Annotated in this window: 21 protein-coding genes and 1 tRNA gene; 12 read left to right on the top strand and 10 right to left on the bottom strand. The window is 56.5% G+C overall.

The genetic code is table 11. The annotated features are described in order from the left end of the window. Positions 1–27: 27 nt before the first annotated feature. Positions 28–1,677 (top strand): class I fumarate hydratase FumA, encoded by a 1,650-nt coding sequence (gene fumA / locus OSH03_RS08485; RefSeq protein WP_266178816.1) that lies wholly within the window; start codon positions 28–30, stop codon positions 1,675–1,677. Here the strand turns inward: fumA and OSH03_RS08480 are convergent. Beyond that, the gene (locus OSH03_RS08480) at positions 1,666–2,559 is read right to left on the bottom strand and encodes a LysR family transcriptional regulator (RefSeq protein WP_061097738.1); all 894 of its coding nucleotides are present in this window, start codon (positions 2,557–2,559) and stop codon (positions 1,666–1,668) included. The genes fumA and OSH03_RS08480 overlap by 12 nt on opposite strands. 106 nt (positions 2,560–2,665) lie before the next feature. Here OSH03_RS08480 and OSH03_RS08475 point away from each other — a divergent pair, with 106 nt between their 5' ends. From OSH03_RS08475 to OSH03_RS08465, 3 genes are all read left to right on the top strand, one after another. Next, complete coding sequence (locus OSH03_RS08475) at positions 2,666–3,964, top strand: serine hydrolase domain-containing protein (RefSeq protein ID WP_266178815.1); 1,299 nt, start codon at positions 2,666–2,668, stop codon at positions 3,962–3,964. 282 nt (positions 3,965–4,246) lie between these two features. Next, positions 4,247–5,560, top strand: coding sequence for an MFS transporter (tcuC, locus tag OSH03_RS08470; protein ID WP_151413380.1), 1,314 nt, complete (start codon positions 4,247–4,249; stop codon positions 5,558–5,560). Further along, positions 5,557–6,345: a substrate-binding domain-containing protein gene (locus tag OSH03_RS08465; protein WP_253542660.1), complete on the top strand. Its 789-nt coding sequence runs from the start codon at positions 5,557–5,559 to the stop codon at positions 6,343–6,345. The genes tcuC and OSH03_RS08465 overlap by 4 nt, the downstream gene beginning before the upstream one ends. Here OSH03_RS08465 and psrA read toward each other — a convergent pair. From psrA to OSH03_RS08450, 3 genes are all read right to left on the bottom strand, one after another. Further along, positions 6,320–7,219, bottom strand: coding sequence for an L-proline-binding transcription factor PsrA (gene psrA / locus OSH03_RS08460; protein ID WP_061097734.1), 900 nt, complete (start codon positions 7,217–7,219; stop codon positions 6,320–6,322). The genes OSH03_RS08465 and psrA overlap by 26 nt on opposite strands. Before the next feature lie 90 nt (positions 7,220–7,309). Next, positions 7,310–8,839, bottom strand: a complete 1,530-nt coding sequence (locus OSH03_RS08455) for a cryptochrome/photolyase family protein (RefSeq protein WP_266178814.1) — start codon at positions 8,837–8,839, stop codon at positions 7,310–7,312. After that, entirely contained in the window at positions 8,836–8,982 is a 147-nt protein-coding gene (locus OSH03_RS08450) for a DUF2256 domain-containing protein (protein ID WP_266178813.1), read from the bottom strand. The genes OSH03_RS08455 and OSH03_RS08450 overlap by 4 nt, the downstream gene beginning before the upstream one ends. 216 nt (positions 8,983–9,198) lie before the next feature. Here OSH03_RS08450 and mtfA point away from each other — a divergent pair, with 216 nt between their 5' ends. Beyond that, a complete protein-coding gene (gene mtfA, locus OSH03_RS08445) occupies positions 9,199–9,996 on the top strand; it encodes a DgsA anti-repressor MtfA (RefSeq protein ID WP_045260370.1) in 798 nt (265 codons plus the stop codon). Here the strand turns inward: mtfA and OSH03_RS08440 are convergent. Then, a complete protein-coding gene (locus OSH03_RS08440; RefSeq protein ID WP_266178812.1) occupies positions 9,993–11,204 on the bottom strand; it encodes an MFS transporter in 1,212 nt (403 codons plus the stop codon). The two genes, mtfA and OSH03_RS08440, sit on opposite strands and share 4 nt — an antisense overlap. A 138-nt stretch (positions 11,205–11,342) precedes the next feature. Here OSH03_RS08440 and OSH03_RS08435 point away from each other — a divergent pair, with 138 nt between their 5' ends. The 7 genes from OSH03_RS08435 to OSH03_RS08405 all read left to right on the top strand — a co-directional run bounded on the left by OSH03_RS08435 (position 11,343) and on the right by OSH03_RS08405 (position 24,154). Continuing rightward, the gene (locus OSH03_RS08435) at positions 11,343–13,085 is read left to right on the top strand and encodes an IucA/IucC family protein (RefSeq protein ID WP_266178811.1); all 1,743 of its coding nucleotides are present in this window, start codon (positions 11,343–11,345) and stop codon (positions 13,083–13,085) included. After that, positions 13,085–14,032, top strand: a complete 948-nt coding sequence (locus OSH03_RS08430; protein WP_266178924.1) for a GNAT family N-acetyltransferase — start codon at positions 13,085–13,087, stop codon at positions 14,030–14,032. Before OSH03_RS08435 ends, OSH03_RS08430 begins: the two co-directional genes overlap by 1 nt. Continuing rightward, positions 14,029–15,771, top strand: coding sequence for an aerobactin synthase IucC (gene iucC / locus OSH03_RS08425; protein WP_338148596.1), 1,743 nt, complete (start codon positions 14,029–14,031; stop codon positions 15,769–15,771). Before OSH03_RS08430 ends, iucC begins: the two co-directional genes overlap by 4 nt. Next, the gene (locus tag OSH03_RS08420; RefSeq protein WP_266178810.1) at positions 15,768–17,093 is read left to right on the top strand and encodes a lysine N(6)-hydroxylase/L-ornithine N(5)-oxygenase family protein; all 1,326 of its coding nucleotides are present in this window, start codon (positions 15,768–15,770) and stop codon (positions 17,091–17,093) included. Before iucC ends, OSH03_RS08420 begins: the two co-directional genes overlap by 4 nt. A 26-nt stretch (positions 17,094–17,119) precedes the next feature. Beyond that, positions 17,120–19,309 (top strand): TonB-dependent siderophore receptor, encoded by a 2,190-nt coding sequence (locus OSH03_RS08415; protein ID WP_266178809.1) that lies wholly within the window; start codon positions 17,120–17,122, stop codon positions 19,307–19,309. Between the two features lie 164 nt (positions 19,310–19,473). Beyond that, positions 19,474–19,549, top strand: a tRNA-Asn gene (locus tag OSH03_RS08410). Between the two features lie 570 nt (positions 19,550–20,119). After that, entirely contained in the window at positions 20,120–24,154 is a 4,035-nt protein-coding gene (locus tag OSH03_RS08405) for an NACHT domain-containing protein (RefSeq protein WP_266178808.1), read from the top strand. 236 nt (positions 24,155–24,390) lie between these two features. On the opposite strand, the gene OSH03_RS08400 is transcribed toward OSH03_RS08405, so the two are convergent. The 5 genes from OSH03_RS08400 to OSH03_RS08380 form a co-directional block, all read right to left on the bottom strand. After that, positions 24,391–24,723 (bottom strand): type II toxin-antitoxin system PemK/MazF family toxin, encoded by a 333-nt coding sequence (locus OSH03_RS08400; RefSeq protein WP_036112097.1) that lies wholly within the window; start codon positions 24,721–24,723, stop codon positions 24,391–24,393. After that, entirely contained in the window at positions 24,724–24,981 is a 258-nt protein-coding gene (locus tag OSH03_RS08395; protein WP_266178807.1) for an AbrB/MazE/SpoVT family DNA-binding domain-containing protein, read from the bottom strand. It abuts the gene before it with no gap. A gap of 273 nt (positions 24,982–25,254) precedes the next feature. After that, the gene (locus OSH03_RS08390) at positions 25,255–25,434 is read right to left on the bottom strand and encodes a zinc-binding dehydrogenase (RefSeq protein WP_266178806.1); all 180 of its coding nucleotides are present in this window, start codon (positions 25,432–25,434) and stop codon (positions 25,255–25,257) included. Continuing rightward, complete coding sequence (locus OSH03_RS08385) at positions 25,371–26,210, bottom strand: quinone oxidoreductase family protein (protein WP_266178805.1); 840 nt, start codon at positions 26,208–26,210, stop codon at positions 25,371–25,373. Before OSH03_RS08385 ends, OSH03_RS08390 begins: the two co-directional genes overlap by 64 nt. A gap of 46 nt (positions 26,211–26,256) precedes the next feature. Further along, positions 26,257–26,646, bottom strand: coding sequence for a RidA family protein (locus OSH03_RS08380; protein ID WP_266178804.1), 390 nt, complete (start codon positions 26,644–26,646; stop codon positions 26,257–26,259). Positions 26,647–26,701 lie beyond the last annotated feature (55 nt).

Below are 26,701 nucleotides of genomic sequence, written 5' to 3'. Positions count from 1 at the left end.
GCGGTTTTATTTTTGTGGAGCAATACTATGTCGAATAAACCGTTTTTTTATCAGAACCCCTTCCCTCTTTCCCATGACGACACCGAATACTACCTGCTGACCAAAGAGCACGTCTCCGTAGCCGAATTCGACGGCCAGGAAGTACTGAAAGTGGAGCCTGAAGCCCTGACCCTGCTGGCCCAGCAGGCCTTCCACGACGCCGCGTTTATGCTGCGCCCTTCCCACCAGAAGCAGGTTGCCGCTATTCTTAACGACCCGGAAGCCAGCCAGAACGATAAGTACGTTGCCCTGCAGTTTCTGCGTAACTCTGAAATTGCCGCAAAAGGCGTGCTGCCAACCTGCCAGGATACCGGCACGGCAATCATCATGGGTAAAAAAGGCCAGCGCGTCTGGACCGGCGGCGGTGACGAAGCGGCCCTGAGCCAGGGCGTGTATAACACCTACATCGAAGATAACCTGCGCTACTCGCAGAATGCGGCGCTGGATATGTATAAAGAGGTGAACACCGGCACTAACCTGCCCGCGCAGATCGATCTCTACAGCGTGGACGGGGACGAGTACAAATTCCTGTGCATGGCAAAAGGCGGCGGCTCTGCCAACAAAACCTACCTCTATCAGGAAACCAAAGCGCTAATCACCCCGGCGAAGCTGAAAAACTACCTGGTTGAGAAGATGCGCACCCTGGGGACCGCGGCCTGCCCCCCCTACCATATCGCGTTTGTGATTGGTGGTACGTCAGCCGAAAGCACGCTGAAAACCGTGAAGCTGGCCTCCACCCGCTACTACGACGCGCTGCCAACCGAAGGCAACGAGCACGGCCAGGCGTTCCGCGACGTTCAGCTGGAACAGGAGCTGCTCCAGGAAGCGCAGAACCTCGGCCTCGGCGCGCAGTTTGGCGGAAAATACTTCGCCCACGACATCCGCGTGATCCGCCTGCCGCGCCACGGCGCCTCCTGCCCAATCGGCATGGGGGTCTCCTGCTCCGCTGACCGCAACATCAAGGCGAAGATCAACCGCGACGGGATCTGGATTGAGAAGCTCGAGCACAATCCGGGCCAGTATATTCCTGAATCACTGCGCCAGCAGGGCGAAGGCGACGTGGTGAGCATCAACCTGAACAAGCCGATGAACGAGATCCTGGCGCAGCTTTCCGCGCACCCGGTCTCTACCCGCCTGTCGCTGAACGGCACCATTATCGTGGCGCGCGACATCGCCCATGCGAAGCTAAAAGAGCTGCTGGATAACGGCGAAGCGCTGCCGCAGTACGTCAAAGATCATCCGATCTATTACGCGGGTCCGGCCAAAACCCCGGAGGGCTATGCGTCTGGCTCACTCGGCCCGACCACCGCAGGGCGTATGGACTCCTATGTGGACCTGCTGCAATCCCACGGCGCGAGCATGATCATGCTGGCGAAAGGCAACCGCAGCCAGCAGGTGACCGACGCCTGCCATAAGCACGGCGGCTTCTACCTGGGCAGCATCGGCGGCCCGGCGGCGGTGCTGGCGCAAAACAGCATTAAGAGTCTGGAGTGCGTGGCCTATCCTGAGCTGGGAATGGAAGCCATCTGGAAAATCGAAGTCGAAAACTTCCCGGCGTTTATTCTGGTGGATGATAAAGGCAACGATTTCTTCCAGCAGATCCAGAACCAGCAGTGCAAAGGCTGTTCACAGCGCTGAGTGCTTCCATACGTCCGGCAAGAGCGACAGCGTTTCAGCGATCGTGCTGCGCTTGTCGCTCCCCGGCTTCCAGATGGTGACCATCGTCTGACCAATTCCCTGGCTGCCCACTTCAGTGTGCAGCCTTTTTACATTTTGCCACTGACCGGCATGAAAATGCGTTGGTAAGAATCCCCAGCCGCAGCCGCGTTCCAGCAGACCGCGCAGCATCTCCGGTTCGTTGGTAAAGAGGGTATGCCCGGAGATCTGCAGGCGGCGCGCCACCGGCTCGTCCGAGGCGGGGTGCATGACGACCTGGGGCACCAGGGAGAGATCGAGCAGCGACAGAGGGGAAGCACTGTCAGCAAACAGCCCGCTGGCGGCATAAAAATCCATATCAATGGCGCCGAGGGCGCGCCACTCCATGTCATTGCCCACGCTGCGGTTGCGCGCCTGGCAGATGGCCAGGTCCGCGTCGTTGTTCGCCAGCAGCCGTTCCGATTCATCCCGAGAGGTGCAGATAAGGCTCAGCCGGACTTTTCGCGCCACCATTTCAGCAATCACCCCGTGCAGAAAGGCTCTGGGCGTAAAAGGATCGTAGGCCAGCGTCAGGTCCTGCGTGGCACCGTGCGGCACCTCTCTGGCAAACGCCTCAAAGGCTTTAACCTGCCGCATCAGCAGGTGCGCCTGGCGCTGAAGCTGTTCCCCTTCGGGCGTGAGCCGTAGGGTGCGGCCGTCGCGAATAAACAGCGCGTAGCCCAAGCCATCCTCAAGAAAATCAACCAGATCGCGAAGCGTCGTTCGGTCCTTCTTCAGCGCCACTGCCGCTTTACTCAGGCCCCCGTTCTCGGCCACGGCGGTAAATGCCTCGAGCTGTGCAAAAGAGTAAATCAGTCCCGCCACGCTACGCTCCCTCTGTTTTATAGGGGGATTTTCCCCCACTACGCGTTTTTTATTATAGCCCCGGGGTTTTTAAACTGAAGCCGTTCTTAACCTGAAAGAGACGGATATGAAAAACAGAAAAGTAAACCATGCCCTGCTGGCGGGCCTTGTCTTCAGCACCCTGATCTCCCCTGCGGCAGTGGCCGCCTGCAAAGGCACCGACCTTAGCGCCTGCCCTGCCCCCTTTGACGCCGCGCTGCCGGACACCCATAAGATGCTCACCTGGAGTCAGGCCGACCGCGTGGTGGGCTTTCGCAATGACTACCGCAACTACGCCGGGGATGTTTTCCGCCACGGTAACGCCGTGGCGCTGGAAATGTCTGATAAGCCGCTCACTGACGCCTGGTATCAGGTCAACGGCAGGCGCTACGGCCTTAAGGAGTACCTTAAACGCCAGAACGTTAGCGGCATGCTGGTGCTGAAGGACGGCAAAATCGCCTGGAAATATCTCGCCCAGGGCAATACCGACACCACGCTCTGGACCTCGCGTTCGGTTGGGAAATCGGTGGTATCGGCGCTGGTGGGCGTAGCTCTCAAAGAGGGAAAAATTCACTCGCTCGACGACAGGATCACGAAATATGAACCCGATCTGAAGGGCACCGCATGGGACGGCGTGACGCTCAAACAGCTTATCACCCATACCTCCGGGGTGGCGTGGAACGAGGATTATACCAACCCGAACTCCGACTTCGCGCAGCTCACCGAGTGCGAGGCGAAGCCGGGTACCTACGACTGCGTGCGCAAGCTGGTGAAGGGATTACGCAGGGTTCACCCGGCCGGAGAGAGCTGGTCTTACTCCTCCGGCGGCGCCTGGCTGCTGGGTGACGTGCTGGAGCGGGCCACCGGCATGACGCTCGCCGCCTATCTTGAGAAAAGCATCTGGCAGCCTTACGGCATGGCGAGCGACGGCGTGTGGCATGCCTACAGCAAAGGCCAGCACGACGTCGGCGCGCACGGCTTTAACGCCACGCTGGAGGACTGGGGTCGCTTCGGGGAATTTATCCTGAACAACGGTATGCTCCCCTCGGGCAAACAAATCCTGCCTGACGGCTGGGTGAAGGAGTCGTCAGGCTGGACTCAGGCGAAAGGCTCGGTATCAAACGCACATCCAGAAGGCCTGTACGGCTATCAGTGGTGGAACAACGAAGTGCCCGCCAACGCCACGGGCGTAGAGCCGACGTCACAGGATTCGCTGAAAGGTTCGCTCTGGGCGCTGGGCATTTTCGGGCAGATGATTATGGTGAACCCGAAGGAAAATCTGGTCATCGTCCAGTGGTCTACCTGGCCGCAGGCGGAACCGTCCTTCAGCGCCCAGCCGCTGGAAGCCTCTCTGATGTTTAGCGCGATTGCCAGGGCGCTGCGCTAAATTGCACCCGCCGGGTAACGAAGCGCTTGCCCGGCCCTTTCTCAGGAGCCTCTCTCTGCGCCACATCACAAAATCGCAATATCAGAGACTTAGATGACATTGGTGAATAAAAAGCCAATATTTTGTTAAGTTATTGTTGCTTATGGTGCTCATCATTACCGCCTCACTATTGATGCGTAACGCGCATCAATCAATGCGTTAATTGCGCTTATCTATTTCGCCATCCTGATCCAGTTTTCAGAAACAGACGCGTAAAACGTCAACTATAAACTGGAGATAACCATGTTTTCCTCAACCTCACCTGCAACCGTTCGCTCTAAGGCGGGCGCGATACTTCGCGTGACGTCCGGCAACTTTCTCGAACAGTTCGATTTCTTTCTTTTCGGCTTCTACGCCACCTATATCGCCCACACGTTCTTCCCGGCGAGCAGTGAATTTGCGTCGCTGATGATGACCTTCGCGGTCTTCGGCGCGGGCTTTTTGATGCGTCCAGTCGGGGCCATCGTGCTGGGAGCTTATATTGACAAGGTTGGTCGCCGTAAAGGGCTGATCGTAACGCTTTCCATCATGGCGGCAGGCACCTTTCTGATCGTGCTGATCCCGTCCTATCAAAGCATCGGGCTTTGGGCACCGCTGCTGGTACTGACGGGCCGTCTGCTGCAGGGCTTTTCCGCCGGTGCGGAGCTTGGAGGCGTCTCGGTCTATCTCGCTGAAATCGCCACGCCGGGCCGCAAAGGGTTCTATACCAGCTGGCAGTCCGGCAGCCAGCAGGTTGCCATTATGGTCGCCGCGGCGATGGGCTTTGCCCTGAACGCCCTGATGGAAGAGAGCGCCATTCGTGAATGGGGCTGGCGCATCCCGTTCCTGTTCGGCTGTTTAATCGTGCCGTTTATCTTTTTCCTGCGCCGCAAGCTGGAGGAGACGGAAGAGTTCAGCGCGCGCCGCCACCATCTGGAGATGCGTCAGGTCTTTAAAACGCTGCTTGGCAACTGGCAGGTGGTGGTCGCGGGCATGCTGATGGTGGCGATGACCACCACCGCGTTCTACCTGATCACCGTCTACGCGCCAACCTTCGGCAAAAAAGTGCTGATGCTGAGCGCCTCTGACAGCCTGCTGGTCACGCTGCTGGTGGCGATCTCTAACTTCATCTGGCTGCCGGTGGGCGGCGCGCTGTCGGACCGCTTCGGGCGTAAACCGGTGCTGATTGCCATGACCCTGCTGGCGCTGGCCACCAGCTACCCGGCCCTGACGCTGCTGGCTGACGCGCCGAGCTTCTCCATGATGCTGAGCGTCCTGCTGTGGCTCTCCTTCCTGTACGGGCTGTATAACGGGGCGATGATCCCGGCGCTGACGGAAATTATGCCGGCTGAAGTCCGCGTGGCAGGGTTCTCTCTGGCTTACAGCCTGGCAACGGCGGTCTTCGGCGGCTTTACCCCGGTGATGTCCACCGCGCTGATTGAATACACCGGTGACAAAGCCTCGCCGGGCTACTGGATGAGCTTCGCCGCGGTGTGTGCCCTGCTGGCAACCCTCTACCTCTACCGTCGTCGCGCGGTATCGGTACAAAACACCGTTAAGTCACAGGGGGCCGCATGACTCGCACTTCTCGTTATACCGCCACCGCGCTGATGCTGACGTTCCTGAGCGCCAATGCCTGCGCCCAGGAGGTGAAGGTGATGATTTCAGGCGGTTTCAAAGCCGCCCTTGAAAAGCTGGCACCGGAATACGAGCGCCAGACCGGCGATACCATTGTGATTATTCCCGGTCCGTCAATGGGCGCGACGCCGCAGGCGATCCCAAACCGGCTCGCGCGCGGCGAGAAAGCCGACGTGGTGATTATGGTGGGCGATGCGCTGGCGAAGCTCGAAAAAACCAGCCAGACCCGGCCGGGCTCGCGAACGGAACTTGCGGACTCCCCCGTCGGTATGGTGGTGAAAAAAGGGGCGGATGTTCCTGATATCAGCAGCGAGGCGACGCTGCGTAACGCGCTATTGCAGGCCAGCTCCATCGCTTACTCAGACAGCGCCAGCGGCAGGTATGTCAGCCAGACGTTGTTCAAGAAACTGGGGATTGAAAAGGAGGCGGCGGCTAAAGCAACGATGGTCGAACGCATTCCGGTTGCTTCGGAGGTGGCAAAAGGGAAATACGCCGTGGGCTTCCAGCAGGTGAGCGAGCTGCTGCCGGTACCGGGCGTCACCTTTATCGGTAAAATCCCGGATAATCTGCAGTACATCACGCGCTTCGCCGGGGCGGTCACCCGTCACGCAGAGCATCCCGCGGAGGGGAAGGCGCTGCTGAGCTATCTCGCCTCACCGCCCTCAGGGGCAGTCATCCGCGAGACGGGGATGATCCCCGTTACGTCCGGCGATACCGCTCGGTGATCTCTTTTTCCAGTTCAGCCGCAATATAGGACTGGATGCGCCCCCGGCGCCGGATTAGCCCCACGGCGCGCTTCACCTCCGGGGCCACCAGCGGCAGATGCGTCAGCGGCGTGTGCTCTGACGTCGGCATCGACATGGCGGGAACGGCGGCAATGCCGATCCCCGCCTCTACCATACCGAGCATCGTGGTGACGTGGCGCGTTTCGCAGACGCTGGGACGCTCGGGAATGATATCCCCCAGCATCCGATCCAGCAGGTTGCGGTTCCCCGACGTTTTATCGAGGGAGATATAGTCCTGCTGGTAAAACGCCTGCCACGTCAGGTGGCTCTTCTGCGCCAGCGGATGATCCTTTCTGCATGCCGCAACGTAGACATCCTCCACCAGCGGGAAAAATTCAATTTCAGACGGCAAGTTTCCCGCGAAGCAGATGCCAAAATCCGCCTGGCTTCGGGCCACGGCGTCAATCACATTCCCCGCGCTGCTGTCGATGAGCTTAATGCGAACGCGCGGAAAGCGAGACTGAAAGCGACGGATCACGTCAGGCATAAAGTAACAGGCGGCGGAAGGTACTGCGGCGACCGTAATCAGCCCCGTCCGCTCTTCACTGGCCTTATCGACATCCGCCAGCATTGATTCCACATTGTCGAGCAGCTGCGCTGAGCGTTCAGCAAAATTTTGCCCGTATAGCGTTAGGGCGACGCGGCGGGTGGTTCGGTCAAACAGCCGGGTTCCCAGCGCGGCTTCCAGCTTTTCGATCCTGCGGCTCAGCGCCGACTGGGATATGCAGATAGATTCAGCGGCGACACGGAAGTTACCGTATTCCACTAGCGCCCTGAAGGCATAGAGATCGTTAAGGTCGAAATTCACGGGCATAGCGTCTGGATGTCCTGTCAGGGAAAGCAACAAAATCAAAAATAATAGCGTCTTATTGACCTTCCGCAACCGGCGCGGTGTTGAAATAGGTCAGAGGTCGTTGAGATTGAGGCGAATGCGCCCGGCCTGGTCAGCAATCGCCTGCCGTTCCTCTTCCTTCATATCCGCAAGCTGTTTAAAGACAATGCCCAGGCGGGGATTGTTACCGAGGCGCGCCCGGTTGCGCGCAAAGAAATCCCAGTAGAGGGCATTGAACGGGCACGCCAGCTCTCCGGTGCGCTGGTTATGCTGGTACCGGCACCCCTGACAGTAGTTACTCATCTTATGAATGTAGGATGCGCTTGAGACATAGGGCTTACTCGCCAGTAACCCGCCATCGCCAAACTGGCTCATGCCGAGAGTATTGGGCAGCTCCACCCATTCAAACGCATCAATATAGACCCCCAGATACCACTCATGAACCGCCTGGGGCGACAGGCCGCTGAGCAGACTAAAGTTCCCGATCACCATCAGGCGCTGGATATGGTGGGCGTAAGCCTCGGTGAGCGATTGCCCAACGGCATGCGCCAGGCAGCGCATTTGCGTTTTGCCCGTCCAGAACCAGTCCGGCAGCGGGGCGTGCTGGTCCAGAGCATTCAGCTCCCGATAGCCCGGCATCTGCGACCAGTAGATCCCGCGCACGTACTCCCGCCAGCCGAGAATTTGTCGGATAAACCCTTCAACGGCAGGCAGAGGCGCGTGGCCCGAACGCCATGCCTGCTGGGCGGCGGCCACCACCTCCCGGGGATTAAGCATTTTGGTATTCAGCGCAAAAGAAATTAACGAATGAAAAAGAAAAGGTTCCTCCGCGTGCATTGCATCCTGCCAGTTTCCAAACTGCGGGAGCACGTGAGAAATAAACGCATCCAGACTGGCTTTGGCTTCCGAACGGTTGAGCGGCCAGCGAAAATTGTCGGCCTGCGGTTCGCCGAAGGTCTTTACGCCGCAGCGCTGGATCTCTGCCCACAAGGCTGAACGATCGTGGCGGGGTCGCGCGTCACCCGGCGCGGGCGGTTCGCCCGACCAGCGCCTGCGGTTTTCAGCATCATAATTCCATTTCCCTCCTTCCGGCTCGCCTTCAGACGTCAAGAGAATGCCGTGCCGACGGCGCATTTCCCGATAAAAGTATTCCATTCGCCAGCTTTTACGTGACGCAAAAAACGCGCTCACCGCGTTGCGGGGGGTGAAAAAATGCTCGCTGCTGACGCAGGCCGTTTCGACGGACGCTGTTTTCGCCCACGCCTGAAGCTGCACATCAAGACGCCATTCGTCGGGCTCCTGCCACAACACCCTTGTGGCCCGGTAATGCGTAATAAGCGCGTTGAGATTCTCTTCCAGCGCGCCGCGGTTTGAATCATCAGAGAGGCGGACATATCTCACCCGATGCCCCTTCTCCTTTAACGCCGAGGCAAACGCGCGCATGGCCGCGAAGATGGCGATAACTTTCTGGGCATGATGCAGCACGTACGCGGTTTCAGCCCGCAGTTCCAGCATCACGTAAATGACGTTTGGGTTGCAGGTATCAAACCAGCTGTGGTGGGGATTAAGCTGATCGCCCAGGATCAGGCGCAGTTCAGTCAACGGTGGCTCCTGCGGCAACGCTCAGAACAGTATTTGATCTCGTTCCAGCATTTCGCCCATTTCTTGCGCCACGTCATGGGCCGCTGGCAGTGCACGCATACTCGACTGGGCAGCGCCTGCTTGTTACCTTTGAAATCGCTCATCTGTTAAATACCGCGCTGATTTATCCACTTAGCCTGCGAATGAAGGCTACGACAGAGGTCACAAAATGAAGGTGATGCCTGCAAAGCGCTACCCACCGCTACGTACGAAATGATAGTTTATTCAGGCCGGAAGTGTAGCAGTGCGCAATTTTCTGGCATCTTAACTGAACCTGACTTTCCCATTTTTGTTCAAGTGACGAGTTTGCGAGCAAAGCGATGATTAAGTGGCCCTGGAAAACGAATGAGGCTGGCCGGGATATGGCGCTGCCGTGGGATGACGCGCTGGCGATCCCTGTTCTGGCGAATCTTAAGCCGGATGAACAATCGAAGCTGGTTCAGATGGCGGATCGTTTTTTGCAGCAAAAACGCCTGGTGCCGCTGCAGGGGTTCGAGCTGGATCCGCTGAAAAACGCCCGCATCGCCCTGCTTTTCTGCCTGCCGGTGCTGGAGCTCGGTATTGAGTGGCTGGACGGTTTCCACGAAGTGCTGATTTACCCCGCGCCGTTCGTCGTTGATGACGAGTGGGAGGATGATATCGGGCTGGTACACAACCAGCGGGTGGTGCAGTCCGGACAAAGCTGGCAGCAAGGGCCCATTATCCTGAACTGGCTCGACATTCAGGACTCGTTCGACGCCTCTGGCTTTAATCTGATTATTCACGAGGTGGCGCATAAGCTCGATACCCGCAACGGCGATCGCGCCAGCGGCGTGCCTTTTATCCCGCTTCGTGAAGTCGCAGGATGGGAGCACGACCTGCACGCGGCGATGGATAACATCCAGGATGAGATAGACCTGGTGGGCGAAAGCGCGGCCAGCATTGATGCCTATGCGGCAACTGATCCTGCCGAGTGCTTTGCGGTGCTCTCGGAGTACTTCTTCAGCGCCCCCGAACTCTTTGCGCCCCGTTTCCCGGCGCTGTGGCAGCGCTTCAGCCAGTTTTATCAGCAGGACCCGCTTCAGCGTCTGCGGCAAAATGAGGGCGCTGGCGGCCCTTCATCCCACCACGTACATTAAGTTTTTTCGACAGGGGTACGCTCGGTTAACCGTACCCCGATGCTCAGCGCTAAAAACAGCCCCGCCACGCCAAAGGCCGCCATCGTTAAATACTCTTCGCCAAAAAAGCGCGTCACAACGGGCACCAGCAGCGCGCTGACGCCGTAGCCCAGCGTGTGGCTGGTCGCGATAGCGCCCGCCCCCTTCCCCGTGGTGAGCCGATCGTTCAGCAGCAGCTGGTACCCCGGCGTTGCCATTGCGGCGCCGAGCGAAGTTATCGCAATCCCCACGTAGAACAGCGCCAGCCCGGCGATACACATTAGCGCCAGTCCTGCCACCATCAGCACCGCCGCCATGCAAAGCAGGGTCAGCGGGCTGAAATGCTGCGGGCGCACCACCAGGAACTGCGCCGCGAGCGTGGCCAGCGCGGCCAGGCTCAGCAGGAGCGCAACATGATGGCTGATATCCCGGGCGTTGCCGTCCAGCAAGGGGCTGAGGTGCGGTGACAGGCCAAGCTGCATCAGGCTCACCAGCGCCGCCAGCAGCATCGCCAGCAGCAGGAACGGCAGCATGGAGATCTGCAGACGGGTCGCCTGGTGTGCCACCGGCGGCAGCGGCGGATCCGCCGCTTCGCGCAGCACCAGCAGCAGGGCGATTAGCGGCGCAATCGCCATCAGCCAGAGCGGCGCCACCGGGTTAACGCTGAGCATCAGCGCCGCCAGCGGAGGTCCCAGCAGGCGTCCGCAGCTGAGGCCGGAGCTGATGGTGGCCAGCGCCGCCATGCGTTTATCCAGGCCCGCACGCTGAATGGCCCACGTCTGCGCGGCAGGCACCATGCCCGACACCGTCAGTCCATACAGCAGACGCGAGAGGATCAGCCCCGCCAGCCCCCAGGTGCCTTCCAGCATCCCGGCCGCCATTGCCCAGACCACCAGCGCCATGACGCCAAAGCTGGCGAGATAGCCGCTGAGCGAGGCCACCATCACGACCTTACAACCGCGGCGCTCGCTCTGGCGTCCCCACCAGGGGGAAGCGGGTAAAAAAAGCATGGAGCCGAACATTAACAGCCCGGCCCAGACCGAGAGTGAAAGTCCGGTCAGGGTCACCAGCTGCGGAAGCATGACCAGCAAACCGTTTTGCCCGATGCCCAGCAGGCCCGCGCACAGCGCCAGGGGCCAGTTGGCTTTGGAGGTGATGTTTTCGGTCAACGTTTCAGAATCAGCGCGCATGAGAATGTGAACATAGTGTCAATAAATGTGTGGAAATTATGAAGTTAATGAAAACAAATATTGCAAAAATAGTTGCCACTGTAAACAGAATGAATATCATAACGAGAATTATTATCAGTCATGGAATGAGGTACATCTATGCGTGCTCTGCCCCGCTCTGCCGGTACAGACGTTGCAGCCCAGTGTTTTTTAAACGCCCTGTTACGCGAAACGAAGGACTGGCGCTATCTCCCCGCAGCCGCAGCGGATGAGTTAGCGCACATTCATATTCCCCTCTCTCCCGCCCAGGCCCTTCGGGTTCCGGTACGCTATTTCTCCCCAACCCAGCACCATCAGTACCGTTTCCCGGCAACGCTTATTCAGAGCGATAGCGACAGCGGTGACGCCGTCACTTTCACTCAACTGGTTGATTTAATTCTAGAAAAACCCTCGGTAAAAGGCTCGCTGGATGCCGATACGCTGACGCGTTTTAAACAGCGCGCGCTGGAAAGCCATACCCATACCTGGCAGGCGATTGACCTGCGCCACAACTGGGCCACGCTGCGCGATAAGCCGCTGACGTTTGCCGAAGCGGAACAGGCGCTGCTGGTGGGCCACGCGTTCCACCCTGCGCCAAAATCCCACGAGCCGTTCAACGAAACCGAGGCGCGCCGGTATCTGCCGGATTTCGGCTCCCGCTTCCCGCTGCGCTGGTTTGCCGTTGATAGCACGCTCGTTGCCGGCGACAGCCTGAACGTCTCCCTGCGCGAGCGCCTGCTGCGCTTCGCCGCCCAGAGCGCGCCCGATCTGCTCGGCCGCTTCACCGACACCCGCTGGCTGCTGCCGATGCATCCGTGGCAGGCAGAACACCTGCTGGGTCAGGACTGGTGCCAGCGGCTGGTGGCAAACGGCGCGCTGCAGGATCTGGGCGAAGCCGGTGCGCAGTGGCTGCCCACCAGCTCCTCACGCTCGCTGTACAGCGAAACCAACAGCGACATGATTAAGTTCTCCCTCAGCGTGCGCCTGACCAACTCCGTGCGCACGCTGTCGGTCAAAGAGGTTAAGCGCGGCATGCGCCTGGCGCGGCTGGCTAAAACGGCGCGCTGGCAGGATTTACAGGCTCGCTACCCGACCATGCGCGTGATGCAGGAAGACGGTTGGGCGGGGCTGCGTGATGAAAGCGGCGTCATTCAGGAAGAGAGCCTGATGGCCCTGCGCGTAAACCTGCTGTTTGACACGCCGGACACCCAGACCAACGTGCTGGTGAGCCTGACCCAGGCCGCCCCGGACGGCGGCGACAGCCTGCTGGCCGCAGCGGTGCGACGTCTTAGCCAGCGTCTGGATTTACCGCTCGCCCAGGCCGCCCGCTGCTGGCTGGACGCCTACTGCGACCGTGTGTTGCTTCCGCTGTTCAGCGCCGAGGCGGACTACGGACTGGTGCTGCTGGCGCACCAGCAAAATATCCTCGTAGAGATGCAGCAGGATTTCCCCGTCGGACTGATTTACCGCGACTGCCAGGGCAGCGCCTGGACCGAAGGGGCCGACGCGTGGCTGAAAGACGCGGGCGAAACTGACGTGGAAAACCGCTTCGGTGAAAGCCAACTGCTGCGCTACTTCCCTTATTACCTGCTGCTGAACTCCACCCTTGCGGTCACCGCCGCCCTCGCCGCCGCCGGTTTCGACAGCGAAGAGAGCCTGATGGCGCGCGTGCGGGACGCGCTGGCCGAACTGCGCACGACGGCGAAGCAGACCCGCTGCCTCGACTACGTGCTCGACAGCCCGACCTGGAACTGCAAAGGCAACTTCTTCTGCTACCTGCACGATCGTAATGAAAACACCATTGTCGATCCGGCGGTGATCTATTTCGACTTTAGCAACCCGTTTTACAAGGAGAAGGCGTGATGGCCATCGCGAATATCGTCCATTCCGGCTACGGCTTTCGCTGCACCGCAACGGAACAAAACCTGCCGCTGACGCTGGGTCTTGACGGCAGCGCGGTGCTGGAGCGTCTGAACGAGCTTCCGGACGGCTGGCTGGTGGAAGCCCTCGACCAGCTGTTTGTTGCCGCGCCCGCCCTGTCCGGCATTACCCTGCCGTGGGCGGACTGGCAGGATGACCCCCAGGCGCAGGCGCTGTTTAGCCAGGCCCACGGGGATTATCTGGCGCGTGAAACCTTCTGGCAGCTGCCGCTGTGGCTGAAAGGCGAACGCCCGCAGGCCAGCGGCGGCATGCAGTTTGATGAGAGCCGCCAGCTGTACTTCCCGCTGCGTCCTCGCCGCCCGCAGGGCGAGGTTTATCGCCGTTACGATCCGCAAATCAAGCGCACTCTGAGCTTCCGCGTGGCGGACGTGGCGCTGGACGGCGAGCGTTTCACCCAATGGATGAATAACCCGCGCGTGAACGCCTTCTGGGAGATGGCGGGCCCGCAGGCCGAGCAGGAAAACTACCTGCGCCGCCAGCTTGACTCGACCTACTGCTACCCGGTTATCGGCTGCTTCGACGACCAGCCGTTTGGCTATTTTGAACTCTACTGGGCGCCGGAAGACCGCATTGGCCGCCACTACCGCTGGCAGCCGTTTGACCGTGGGCTGCACATGCAGGTGGGCGAAGAGAGCTGGCGCGGGGCGCAGTACATCCGCAGCTGGCTGCGCGGCCTGAGCCATTATCTGTATCTCGATGAGCCGCGCACCGCGCGCATCGTGGCCGAGCCGCGCTTCGACAACCAGCGCCTGTTCCGCCATCTGGCCTCCGCTGGTTTCGACACGGTGAAAGAGTTCGACTTCCCGCACAAGCGCTCGCGCCTCATCATGAGCCAGCGTCACCGCTTCTTCAGCGAGGTGGAACTGTGAACGCGCTCTGGCAGAAAGTGAACCGCGAGATGGTGGCGAAGATCCTCGCCGAGCTGGAATACGAACGCACCCTGCGCGCTGAGCCGGCGTCGGCGGACGGCTGGCGCATCGCCATGGGCACGGAGTCCTGGCAGTTTCGCGCCACGCGCGGGATCTGGGGCTGGCTGCATATCGACCCGGACACGCTGACCACCGCCAGCGGCGCCGACGTGGAAGCGGAAAGCGCGCTGCTGCAGCTGGCAACCGTGCTGGAGATGAGCGACGCGCAAACGGCAGAGCACATGGAAGATCTCTACGCCACGCTGCGCGGGGACATGCAGCTGCTGCAGGCGCGTGAAGCGCTGGACGCGGACGCGCTGATCCATCTCGACCCGGATGAATTACAGTGTCTGATGAGCGGCCACCCGAAGTTTATTTTCAACAAAGGACGCCGCGGCTGGGGTCTGGACGCGCTGCGCCAGTACGCACCGGAATACCGCGGGCGCTTTCGCCTGCACTGGATCGCCGTCCAGCGTGAACATCTGGTCTGGAGCAGCGACGCCGATTGCGACATTCACGCTCTGCTGGCCAGCACCATGGACGATGCCGAGCGCGCCCGGTTTAACGCCCGCTGGCAGGCGCTGGGTCTCGACGACGGCTGGCTGCCCGTGCCGCTGCACCCGTGGCAGTGGCAGCAAAAAATTGCCATTCATTTCCTGGCGCAGCTGGCCCGCGGTGAAATGGTTGAGCTGGGCGAGTTTGGCGATGAGTATCTGGCCCAGCAGTCCCTGCGCACGCTCACCAACGCCAGCCGTCGCGCGCCGTATGACATCAAGCTGCCGCTGACCATCTACAACACCTCCTGCTATCGCGGCATTCCGGGCAAGTACATTGCCGCCGGGCCGCTGGCCTCGCGCTGGCTGCAGCAGCAGTTCGCCACCGACGCCACGCTTGCCCGCTCCGGCGCGCAGGTGCTGGGCGAACCCGCCGCCGGGTATCTCTCGCATCCGGGCTACGCCGCGCTGCCGAAAGCGCCCTACCGCTATCAGGAGATGCTGGGGGTGATCTGGCGCGAGAACCCGTCCTGCTATCTTCAGGATGGCGAGCAGGCGGTGCTGATGGCGGCGCTGATGGAAACCGACAACGCGGGGCGCCCGCTGATCGACGCGTGGATCGCGCGCTCGGGGTTAACCGCCGAAGCGTGGCTGGAAAAGCTGTTCGAGGCAACGGTGATCCCGTTCTACCACCTGCTCTGCCGCTACGGCGTGGCGCTGATCGCCCACGGTCAGAACGTCACGCTGGTGATGAAGGACTACGTTCCACAGCGCATCCTGCTGAAGGATTTTCAGGGCGACATGCGCCTGGTGGACGAGGATTTCCCGCAGGCGCAGAGCCTGCCGGAGCAGGTAAAAGCGGTGACGGCGCGCCTGAGCGCGGACTACATCATCCACGACCTGCAAACCGGCAACTTTGTGACGGTGCTGCGCTTTATTTCGCGCCTCACCCTGCAATGCGGCGTAAGCGAACACCGCTTCTATCAGATCCTTGCCGGGGTGCTGCACCGCTATATGGACGCGCACCCGGAGCTTGCGGAGCGCTTTGCGAAATTCGACCTGTTTAAGCCGCATATTATTCGCGTGATCCTCAACCCGGTCAAACTGACCTTCTCCGAACACGACGGCGGCAGCCGCATGCTGCCGAACTACGTCACCGACCTTGATAACCCTCTTTTTCTGGCCTCCCGGGAGTCCGCGCAATGAAAACCTATGATTTCATCGGCATTGGTATTGGCCCGTTTAACCTCAGCGTCGCCGCCCTCGCAGAAGGGCTGGACGGCTTTAGCTCGCTGTTCCTTGAGCGCAAGCCGCACTTCTCGTGGCACCCGGGCATGATGGTGCCGGACTGCCACATGCAGACCAGCTTCCTGAAGGATCTGGTCAGCGCCGTGGAGCCGACCAACCGCCACAGCTTCCTGAACTACCTGGTGCAGCGCAAAAAGTTCTACCGCTTCCTGACCACCGAGCAGCGCACGGTTTCCCGCGAAGAGTTTGCCGATTACCTGTGCTGGGCGGCGGATAACCTCACCAACCTCGCCTTCAGCCAGCAGGTGCAGCAGGTGAGCTTTGATGAGCAGCGCGGTCTGTTTGAGGTGGTGACCCAGCGCGACCGCTTCCTGGCGCGCCACGTCTGCGTGGGGATTGGCAAACAGATCAACCTGCCTGACTGCGTCACGACGCAGGACGATACCTGCTTCCACGCCAGCGAGATGATGCTGCGCACGCCGGACCTCGCCGGCAAGCGCGTCACCGTTGTCGGCGGCGGCCAGAGCGGCGCCGATCTGTTTTTAAATATCTTCCGCGGGGAATGGGGCCAGCCGCTGAGCCTGAACTGGGTATCGCGCCGCAATAACTACAACGCGCTGGATGAAGCCGCGTTTGCCAACGAATACTTCACGCCGGAATACGTAGACAGCTTCTCCACGCTCGGCGAAGAGGCCCGTCGTCAGATGCTGCACGAGCAGAAGATGACCTCCGACGGCATCACCACCGAGTCCCTGCTGGCGATTTACCGCGCCATGTACCACCGTTTTGAAGTGCTGCGTGAAAAACCCTGGGCTCACCTGATGCCGTCCCGCTCGGTGACGGCCCTGACGCGTCAGGAAACCGGACATCGCCTGAGCATTCAGCATCATCTCGACGGCGGCCACGATCAGCTGGAGAGCGACGTGGTGATTTTCGCCACCGGCTACCGCGCCGTGCAGCCCGCGTTCCTCGCGCCGCTGTCTCACCGCCTGCATCTGGATGCGGACGAAGCGTTCTGCATTAACAACGATTTCACCCTCGAATGGGACGGCCCGCAGAGCAACCGCCTGTTTGCCGTGAATGCCGGGATGCACCGTCTCGGCATTGCCGAACCCCAGCTCAGCCTGATGGCCTGGCGCGCGGCGCGAATTCTGAATCGCGCGCATGCCGACGAGCCGTTTGAACTGGCCACCACCCCTGGCGTTATCCACTGGCGGAGCACCACCAGCCCGGAGAGCAGCCAGGTTTTTAAATCGTTAGCAAAAACCACTGAGTACTGACACACACAATCAGGATCAACATAACAATGAAACGTTCTCATCTTTGGGTTTTAAATCCTTGCTTGCTTGCAATGCTTTCTACCTCTGCGTGGGCGGAAGAACAAAAGGAAGAAAATATCGTGGTCTCTGCCAGCCGCGCGCACCGCAGCGTGGCCGAGATGGCGCAGACCACCTGGGTCATTGAGCGTTCTGAGATCGAGCAGCAGGTCCAGGGCGGAAAAGAGATTAAAGAGGTGCTGGCGCAGCTGATTCCGGGCATGGACGTCAGCAGCCAGGGGCGTACCAACTACGGCATGAACCTGCGCGGCCGCTCCATGATGGTGATGGTGGACGGCGTGCGCCTTAACTCGTCCCGCAGCGACAGCCGCCAGCTCGACTCTATCGACCCGTTCAACATTGACCGCATCGAAGTCATCTCCGGCGCCACGTCACTGTACGGCGGCGGCAGCACCGGCGGCCTGGTGAACATCGTCACCAAAAAGGGCCAGCCCGAGACCGAAGTTGAGTTCCAGACCGGGGCCAAAAGCGGGTTTAACAGCCACAACGACCACGATGAGAACGTATCGGCAGCCGTGAGCGGCGGCAACGACAATGCCTCCGGCCGTCTGTCGGTGTCATATCAGCGCTACGGCGGCTGGTATGACGGCAACGGCGACGAGGTGATCATTGATAATACCCAGACCGGCCTGCAGTATTCCGACCGTATTGATGTGATGGGAACAGGCACCCTCAACATCGACGATCGCCAGCAGCTGCAGCTCACTACCCAGTACTACAAGAGCGAATCCGACGGCAAGCATGGGCTGTACCTCGGGAAGAACTTCTCGGCGGTAACGGGCGATGCCACCGCGTACAACAAGGATAATCTCGACTCTGACCGCGTGCCGGGTACCGAGCGCCATCTGATTAACCTTCAGTACTCCAATACCGATTTCTGGGGCCAGGACCTTGTCGCGCAGATTTACTACCGTGACGAGAGCCTGACCTACTACCCGTTCCCGACCCTGACCAAAGGCGTGGTAAGCAGCATCGGCGCGTCGCAGCAGAAAACCGATTTTTACGGCGGCAAGCTGACGCTGAACAGCAAGCCGGTGGACGATTTGACGCTGACCTGGGGTGTCGATGCCGACCACGAAACCTTCGATGCCAACCAGCAGTTCTTCGACCTGAGCAAAGCGGCGGCGAGCGGCGGCATGGAGCTGGACAATGCCTACAACGTGGGCCGTTATCCGGGCTACAGCATCACCAACCTCGCCCCGTTCCTGCAGGCGAGCTACGACATTGACGCCATCACCCTGAGCGGCGGCGTGCGCTACCAGTACACCGAAAACAAGGTGGACGACTTTGTTGGCTACACCCAGCAGCAGGCCATCGCCACCGGGAAAGCCACCTCCGCCGACGCGGTGCCGGGTGGGAAAACCGATTACAACAACTTCCTGTTTAACGCCGGGATCCTCGGTCGCCTGACCGAACAGCAGCAGCTGTGGTTTAACTTCTCCCAGGGCTTTGAAATCCCTGACCTGGCGAAGTACTACGGCTCCGGCACCTACCAGCTCAGCAACGGCCACTATCGCCTGCTGAACAGCGTGAACGTCAACGACTCAACGCTGGACGGCATCAAGGTCAACGCCTACGAGCTGGGCTGGCGCTACACCGGCGACAACCTGCGCACGCAGGTCGCGGCGTATTACTCGCTCTCGGATAAAACCATCACCATCAACAAGACGGATATGACCATCAACCTGGAAGACGACAAGCGTCGTATCTACGGGATTGAAGGCCAGGTGGACTATTTCTTCACCGACAGCGACTGGAGCACCGGCGCGAACTTTAACGCCATCAAGTCTGAAACCCGTGAAAACGGGAAATGGGAGAAGCTGACGGTCGACAGCGCCAGCCCGTCGAAAGCCAGCGCATGGGTGAACTGGGCGCCGGGCGACTGGACCCTGCGCGTGCAGAGCACGCAGACCTTTGACGTGTCTGACGCCGACGGCAAGAAGATCGATGGTTATAACACGGTCGACTTCCTGGGCAGCTACGCCCTGCCGGTGGGGAAAGTCAGCTTCAGCGTGGAAAACCTGCTGGACAAAGACTACACCACCGCATGGGGCCAGCGCGCGCCGGGGCTGTATAGCCCAACCTACGGTGCACCGGGCCTGTACACCTACAAAGGCCGCGGACGTACGTTTGGTCTGAACTACTCCGTACTGTTCTGATGCAGTGCGCCGCCTGCGGGCGGCGCTTTTTATTGTGCAATTTGAACGCAAATTTGCCATAAAATCAGCGATTTGCTGAAATTGTCGGCAAACGAACAAAAAGCGTGTTTTCACCCTTTGACAAGGCGTACCGAGGTCGATAATATGCGCCTCGTTCACACGATTCCTCTGTAGTTCAGTCGGTAGAACGGCGGACTGTTAATCCGTATGTCACTGGTTCGAGTCCAGTCAGAGGAGCCAAATTTGAAAAGCCTGCTTAAGGAAACTTGAGTGGGCTTTTTTGTTTAAGCGTCTTTTAATCACATCATAAGCATCGGTTCAGGGTGGCTTGCTATCTGACCATAACTTCATTCACGATAGCATTAGATATACGTTGTTTAACGCTCCCTATCAGTGGTTCTGGGCTGCTCACAACGAATAGCGCTCGTTTTTTGTTCTGGCATATGGCAAAAACCCAAGTATCCACCGCTGGAGTTGGGAACAACAAAGAGTAGCAGGGCGAATTGGCTAAATAGTGTCGGAATTTGACAATAGCAGCAAGTGAGGGGTTCTGGAAGCAGATCACAGAAAATAAATCTCTGCGGACAAGACCGCCATAACAGGAAAGGTTTAATATCTGTTACCCTGCATATCGCTTTTATGAAATGTGATGATTGTCAATAATTTGTATAATGTGTCCTGCAGTTAATAAAACAGCCCCCAAATAAAGAAAAAATGCCGTACTATCTCTGATATAAGCAAGAAAATTCAGGCGCAGCTTTCCTTTCTGCTGGAATATTTGGGCTATTCAACACGAAGTATTTTGTAACTATGAATTCAACCTTCTATCTTGAACGTAATTTTACACACGGTGACAAGACGTACACAGAGACAGAGTTGCTGGCTGCATCAACGCATATTGTTGTGTTAGCAGAACCAGGCGGTGGAAAAACGGAGCTGATGAAGAGCCTTGCTCATAAATTGAACACTTCAGTCTTAAATGCTAGTGTATTTGCCTACGTGGGAGCAGACAAAGAAAATAGCCCGCTGATAATTGACGCCGTTGATGAAGTCGCTAGGATCGATCAATCAGGTATTCATAAACTTCTTGCGCATACCAGAACATCAAAGCCGACTCGCGTAATCATGTCTAGCAGGTCAAGCGAATGGGGACAGGCATCTACCGGTATTTTTGAAAAATTTCTTGGTTTCCCCCCGATGGTTGTGAGGCTGAGAGAGTTCGATCAAGTCGAACAACACGCCATCTTTAAGCACCATGCGCCAGAAGAAGACTTCTTTGCATTCCAGACCGAAGTAACACGGTTTAGTTTAGAAATGTTGTTACCAAACCCTCAGTTTCTGAAAATGTTCATCGATGCCTATTTAGAAAGTGGCAGGCAATTTGCTAACAAACGTTCAATTTTTACTTTAGCGGTAGAACGACTGGCTAAGGAAATCAACCCAGATATCCCAAAAGCCTCTGTATCTCTTTCAGTTGCGCAGAAGATTTCACTTTCTGCCGAGATTTATACCAAACTTCTATTGTCGGGCGCAGAAGGAGTTTGTACCACCGATGCGTCAGCAAACCGGATGTATCCCATGCTGCCAGCGTTGTTTAGTGGCAGTACTGCCTGTTACGACATATTGTCCACTCAGCTTTTCAAACCTGGGGATAATGAAGACCAGCACCGTCCGGTCCACAAGATCGTCGCTGAATACTGCGCAGCGGATTATCTGATTAAACGAATAGCCGACCCTGTAGATGTTCTCACTTTAGCAAAGTGCTTGCCTATTATTGCACCGAATGGTACTGCCAGAGATGAGTTGAGAGGTCTGCTCGGGTGGATGGCGGCACTAGGCAACAGGTCGGTACAGGAATCCATTATTGATCTTGACGCCTATGCGGTGCTCGCAAACGGCGATCCATCACAGCTTGAACGCTCGTCGAAACGACAACTTCTTCATCGACTCAAAGAGATTGAAGCCGCTGACCCTTACTTTCGTCGGAGCGATTTCTGGCGCCGGTTCAGCGCGGCTGGTTTTTTCACGCAAGATGTTGTTGAAGAAATAAAGCCTCTATTAACGATGGGTAATAATGGCCATTTACGTAATTTAATTTTAGAGCTTCTAGCAGGCTCTCTGGTAAACAGTCAGTTGGTGCCTGAATTGAGCCAACTTACGTTAAACACAAACGAGTCTGAACATATTCGTACATTAGCAAGCAGATGCTTACTCAATGTCAAAGAATACGATTTCATTGGCGCTTTAGCCGTATTAATTTTCGAAGCCAGTCATATTTCACTCAATATTGCAGCCAATATTATCAAAGTCACAGGGCCAGAAAAATTTAACCACACATATCTCTCTGGATTCTTCCGTGTCTGTGCGAACCTCTATCCCGATCACAAAGCACACTTTGAAAGAGTGGTAGGCACTCGTTATTTTATTAAGAAGCTAATCTCCTGTTTTTCACAGCATACTCTTGAACTTCTTCTGGACGAATTAACCCATAATCTTCATTGCCATTGTGGGAAAAAATCCTATGAGTGTGATTGTCGCAATGGAATAAGCAAGATCGTAGGTTCAATGGTCGATCGCTATTTTGAACTAACTCAAGCACCGCTTGACCCTGTGAGGATCTGGCAATGGATAGGTAATCTCAATTTTCATCGTCAATGCCAACCCGATCAAAGCAAATCGGTACAGGTGCTTCGGGAAAATGAAACGCTTCGTCAGGGGATCATTACCTATGTATTTGGGCCTTTAACGGATCGTAACGCGATATTTAACATAAGAGTATGGAAATTTGACGGAAACCTACATTCACATTCAGGCCTTCTTTTATGGAGAAATGACTATAAATTCATCCTCAATCTGGCGTTTAAAACAGATAACGTTGACCTGTGGGCGAGTTTCCTCGTCAACCATCAACGTTACAAAAACAAAGAAGACCAATGTTCTGATGATTTGCGGACGCAAATGCGTCAGCACGCCCTTTCCAAACCCGCATTTATGCGCGAATGGGCCCGATACAACAATGCAATGAAATTATCCGAGCAGGAGAACCAGTTATGGAAATTCAGACATAGCCGAAGCAGGAAACGCCATGACAAAAAACAACGAGAAATTCATGCTAAAAACATAAAATTTGTTAATGAAAACAGAGATATTGTTGAGAGCGGTCGTCACTTGCAATGTCTGTTGCGTTTTGCAGAACTCGTACTCATGCATCCGGAAAGGATTGAATTAGAATTTGGTGACGAAAAACTGGTTCGGAATGCTTTAAGAAATTGCCTGGATTTTATTACTCCCGAGGTTCCCACACTTCGTGAACTGGCGACCCTGCAATGTGAATCTAAATACAAGCATTCTGAGACGATCTTATATGCAGCTTGTCTGGAGATTCTACGTGCAGAAGGTAATCTTGAATGCGTCAATATCGGGTTGCTTACAGCGTTAAGAACTAACATACATATGGGATATGACTCAGTTTCGATGGAAGAACGTGATGCGCTACAAACTGAAATCGACCGCCTCATTTTTCCTGATAGTGAAAGTGCTGAAAAATATCTCCGACAGTATGTTGAACCCCAACTCGCTCAACCATGCCCTCACCCTGAAATTTGGATGTTAAGTGGAGAAGAGGTCTTCAGTCATTCACGGGCCAAACTTTCCATTGAGTGGCTTCGTCGTTTTACTGATTTATCCCTTGACTCTGTTGATACTCTTTTTGAAATTGCTGCTCAATACGGCGATCGTGAAGATTTAAAAGGGGTTATTGCAGAGCAATGCTCAGAGATGATGTCAGAACAACCCAATTCTACAAAAAATGACGATATTGAACGGAAGCGAATTTTCTGGATGGTACGTGAGTTCTACTTTATGGAGAATATTACTGATAATTATTGGGTATGGCTAAAATCCGACAAAAATAATTTACTGCATTTTTATGAACGTTCCGAGCGCATGGGTCGAAGTGAGTACCGTGCCTGGCCGGAACTTACCTCCATGAAGGTTGAAGCCATTTTAGACGCTTTTATTGAACACTGGCCGCATGTTGATCTACCTAATAGCTGGGGTAGTGATAGCCCTAAAGAAGAGAAAGCCTACCGCTTTTTGACTGATTTGATTTGGTCAATTAACTCGGACAAACCCGATATTGCAATACCGGTGCTGAACCGTCTCCTTAATGATCCACGAATCACCAATCTACATAAGGAATTGCAAAGCATAAACGCCGATCAGATCAGAAAAAAGGCGCTCAGGGATTTTGAACCACCTACGCCGAACGAAATAGTCCAACGCCTGGATTGTGACTCAGTGGTTACAGTTGAAGGCCTGCGTCAGATAGTGATTCAGGAGCTTAATGATTTCCAGAAAGCAATTGATGGTGGGGAGTTTAACTCCGTAGATCGCTTCTATGAGAAAAATGACCGCCTTGATGAGGTAAAATCCACAGAGATTATTGCAGAACGTCTGAATTTAAGACTTCAGCCTCAGGGCATCGCTATAACTCCAGAGCATCAGTTGAAAGGGAAAAACAGGAGCGATTTCACAGCAGCAAAATTAATTGGCGGAAGAAGGCGGTTGCTGGTTACGGAAGTCAAAGGGCAGTGGCATAGAGAGTTATATTCTGCCGCTTCAGCTCAACTCTATGACCGTTATTCCATTCACCCTGATGCCGAACAGCAAGGTATCTTTCTTGTTATATGGTTTGGAGAAAGCGAAACCGTTGCTGGCCGCAAAGCCCACGGAATTAAAACCGCTCAGGATCTTAAAATTAGTATTGAAGCAGTATTACAGGCTGATCTCCGTGGTTTAATTGATGTTTTCGTTTTAGATGTTGCACGGCGCAGTAACCACTAACATAAGTCACATCGAACACAAATATCCGATATCACCACAGGTGTGAGATCAGGCGTTTACCACCGGCACAAAGAGGTTATAAAGAAGTAGTGGTCATTCTGGTGGTCTTGACAGGTAGCTGATTAAGATTTGGCTTTTTATTAGCCAGTTACTGGCAAAGGCGATCCCAGTCAGAGGAGCCAAATTTGAAAAGCCTGCTTCTATAGCAGGCTTTTTGCTTTTCTGCGTCTCTGATGTTAACTCAGAATCGCATCCAGCCTGGCAAGCACTTCATTTACAACGGCGTCAGGTATGCGTTCCAGCCGCATGCCGTTCCGGGCAGCCATATCAATGGTTCTGGGCTGGTCGCAGCGAATAACGCCCGTTGTTTTTGTCCCCGCCCCTTCCAGTGAAACGGTGAAACCTGCCGTGCGAGCAAAGTTTCCGCCGCTGGTGACGGGAACTACTACCGGTAGCCGGGTCAGCTTGTTAAACGATGCCTTCGACACGATGAGTACCGGACGTTTTCCACTTTGTTCGTGGCCTGCAATTGGATCCAGCGAAACAAGCCAGATTTCCCCTCTGTCCATTTACAGGATCTCCTTGCCTACCGCAGGCGCATGAATCCATTCTCGATCCTCTTCGCTCATTTCAGCGTGCGGATCGCACTGCGCCAGTAGCTCCTCGAGCGAATAACGAGGCCGTTTCTGGGGTTCAATGATCAGGCAGCCATTGTTAATGGTCATGCCAACTTCGCTGTCCGTCGACAGCTCCAGCGTTTTCAGCACGGCGGGAGGAACCGCCAACATGATGGATCCGCCGACCTTTTTCAGGCGAGTTTTATACATAGCGCACCTCCTAATATTATATTTTAATATAACATTCATGGAGGGATATGCACAATTATTCATCTGATTCATGGTGATTTCCTTTTCGTAATTAAGTGGGCAGAGAGCCGTTATCCATCGAAGAGCAGTGCGGTAGGAACAAATTGCGTCACTAAGAAGATAGATAATAGAAAACAGTTTTTGCGGTTCAAAGGATTATGGCGGATCGGATAAACGAAATGCGAGGCGGCTTCCGCATCGGGAGAATTATGAGGTCAGTTTGGGGCTTCCCCCTCACGGCTTCATAACGATGCGGCCAAGCGGTTTCGCTGTCTCGGCGTATTCGTGGGCTGCGGCGGCGTCAGCCAGGGGGAAGATGCGGTCAATGACAACCCGGATGCGCCCTGCTGCTATAGCCTGCAATATTTCGTCAACGCTTGCCCGAACCTCAGGCCTTTCAAAAAGGGGGCCCATGAATACCCCCATGAGCGTCTGGTTAGACTGCATTGCCGGCCATAAGTCGGCTGGCTGCCACCGCCCGCATTACCAACGAAAACGAGACGTCCTTCCGGCGCGAGTGCAGCAAGCGAGTTAGGCAACGTTGTCCCCACCGGATCGATGACGAGGTCAACGCCGGCGCCATGGGTGTACTCCCGGACACTGTCCACGACGTTATTCTCTACACGATCCACGACATGAGCGGCACCAAGTTCAAGCAACCGGCTGCTTCGCTGCGTTCCGCTTGCCACGGCGATGACCGTTGCGCCAGCTTGTGAAGCAAGCTGAACGGCCGCGAGCCCCACGCCACCCGCTGCTGCCTGAATCAGAACGATTTCTCCGTGCCGGAGCATGCCTCGCGTGAAGAGGCAGTGATGTGCTGTTCCAAAGGAGATCGGTACCACCGCCGCTTCTGCTGCATCCACCCCGTCTGGTATAAACCAGGTTCGTTCCGCAGGCACAGCCCAACGTTCCGCATGCGATCCCTGCATGCTAAAAGCAGTCACTCTGTCTCCCACCCTGCGGCTACGGACTTTTGACCCGACGGCAACCACCGTGCCCGCGGCCGCGTAGCCGACGATCCATGAAGGAAAAGGCGGCGGAGTTGAGCGGCGGTTGATCAGATCTCCCCCTTCAATCGAGATAGCCTCGACAGAAATCAGGACATCGTCAGGCCCTGTGACCGGATCCGGAACATCGACATATTGCAGGACGCCGGGAGCGCCTTTCACGTCATAAACCGCTGCCTTCATAAATTTTCCTCTGTCTTGTTTTGACCGTCGGAAAGACCCGTAACGCTCAGGGTAGCCTGGCAATCACCTTAATCTCAAACTGGAATCCGTACAGCCACGTCACGCCGATCCCGGTCAACGTAGGGTAAGGCGCTTCCCCCCAATATTCTGGCAGGACACTCCAGATAGCGTCGAGGTTTGACTCGGGATCGACGACAAAAAGGGTAACGTCAACCACGTCATCGAACGTGCAGCCCGCAGCCGTGAGAACAGCATTAAGATTATCGAACGCCAGCCGGATCTGCGCTTTTAGATCGGGCTCAGGCGAGCCATCTTCCCGGCTACCCACCTGCCCCGAAACAAACAGGAAGCCGTTAGATTTGATGGCGGGTGAATACCGATTGCGCTCATAAAGTGCCTGGCGTCCGAAGGGAAAAACTGCTTCGCGTGTTGTCATTTTTGTACCTTTACAATGGGGCGAAATCTGCCCGGTGAACATACAGACACTTTAC

The organism is Enterobacter nematophilus (genome assembly GCF_026344075.1).
Taxonomy (GTDB): Bacteria; Pseudomonadota; Gammaproteobacteria; order Enterobacterales; family Enterobacteriaceae; genus Enterobacter; species Enterobacter nematophilus.
This window is presented reverse-complemented; position numbering and strand designations above follow the sequence as displayed.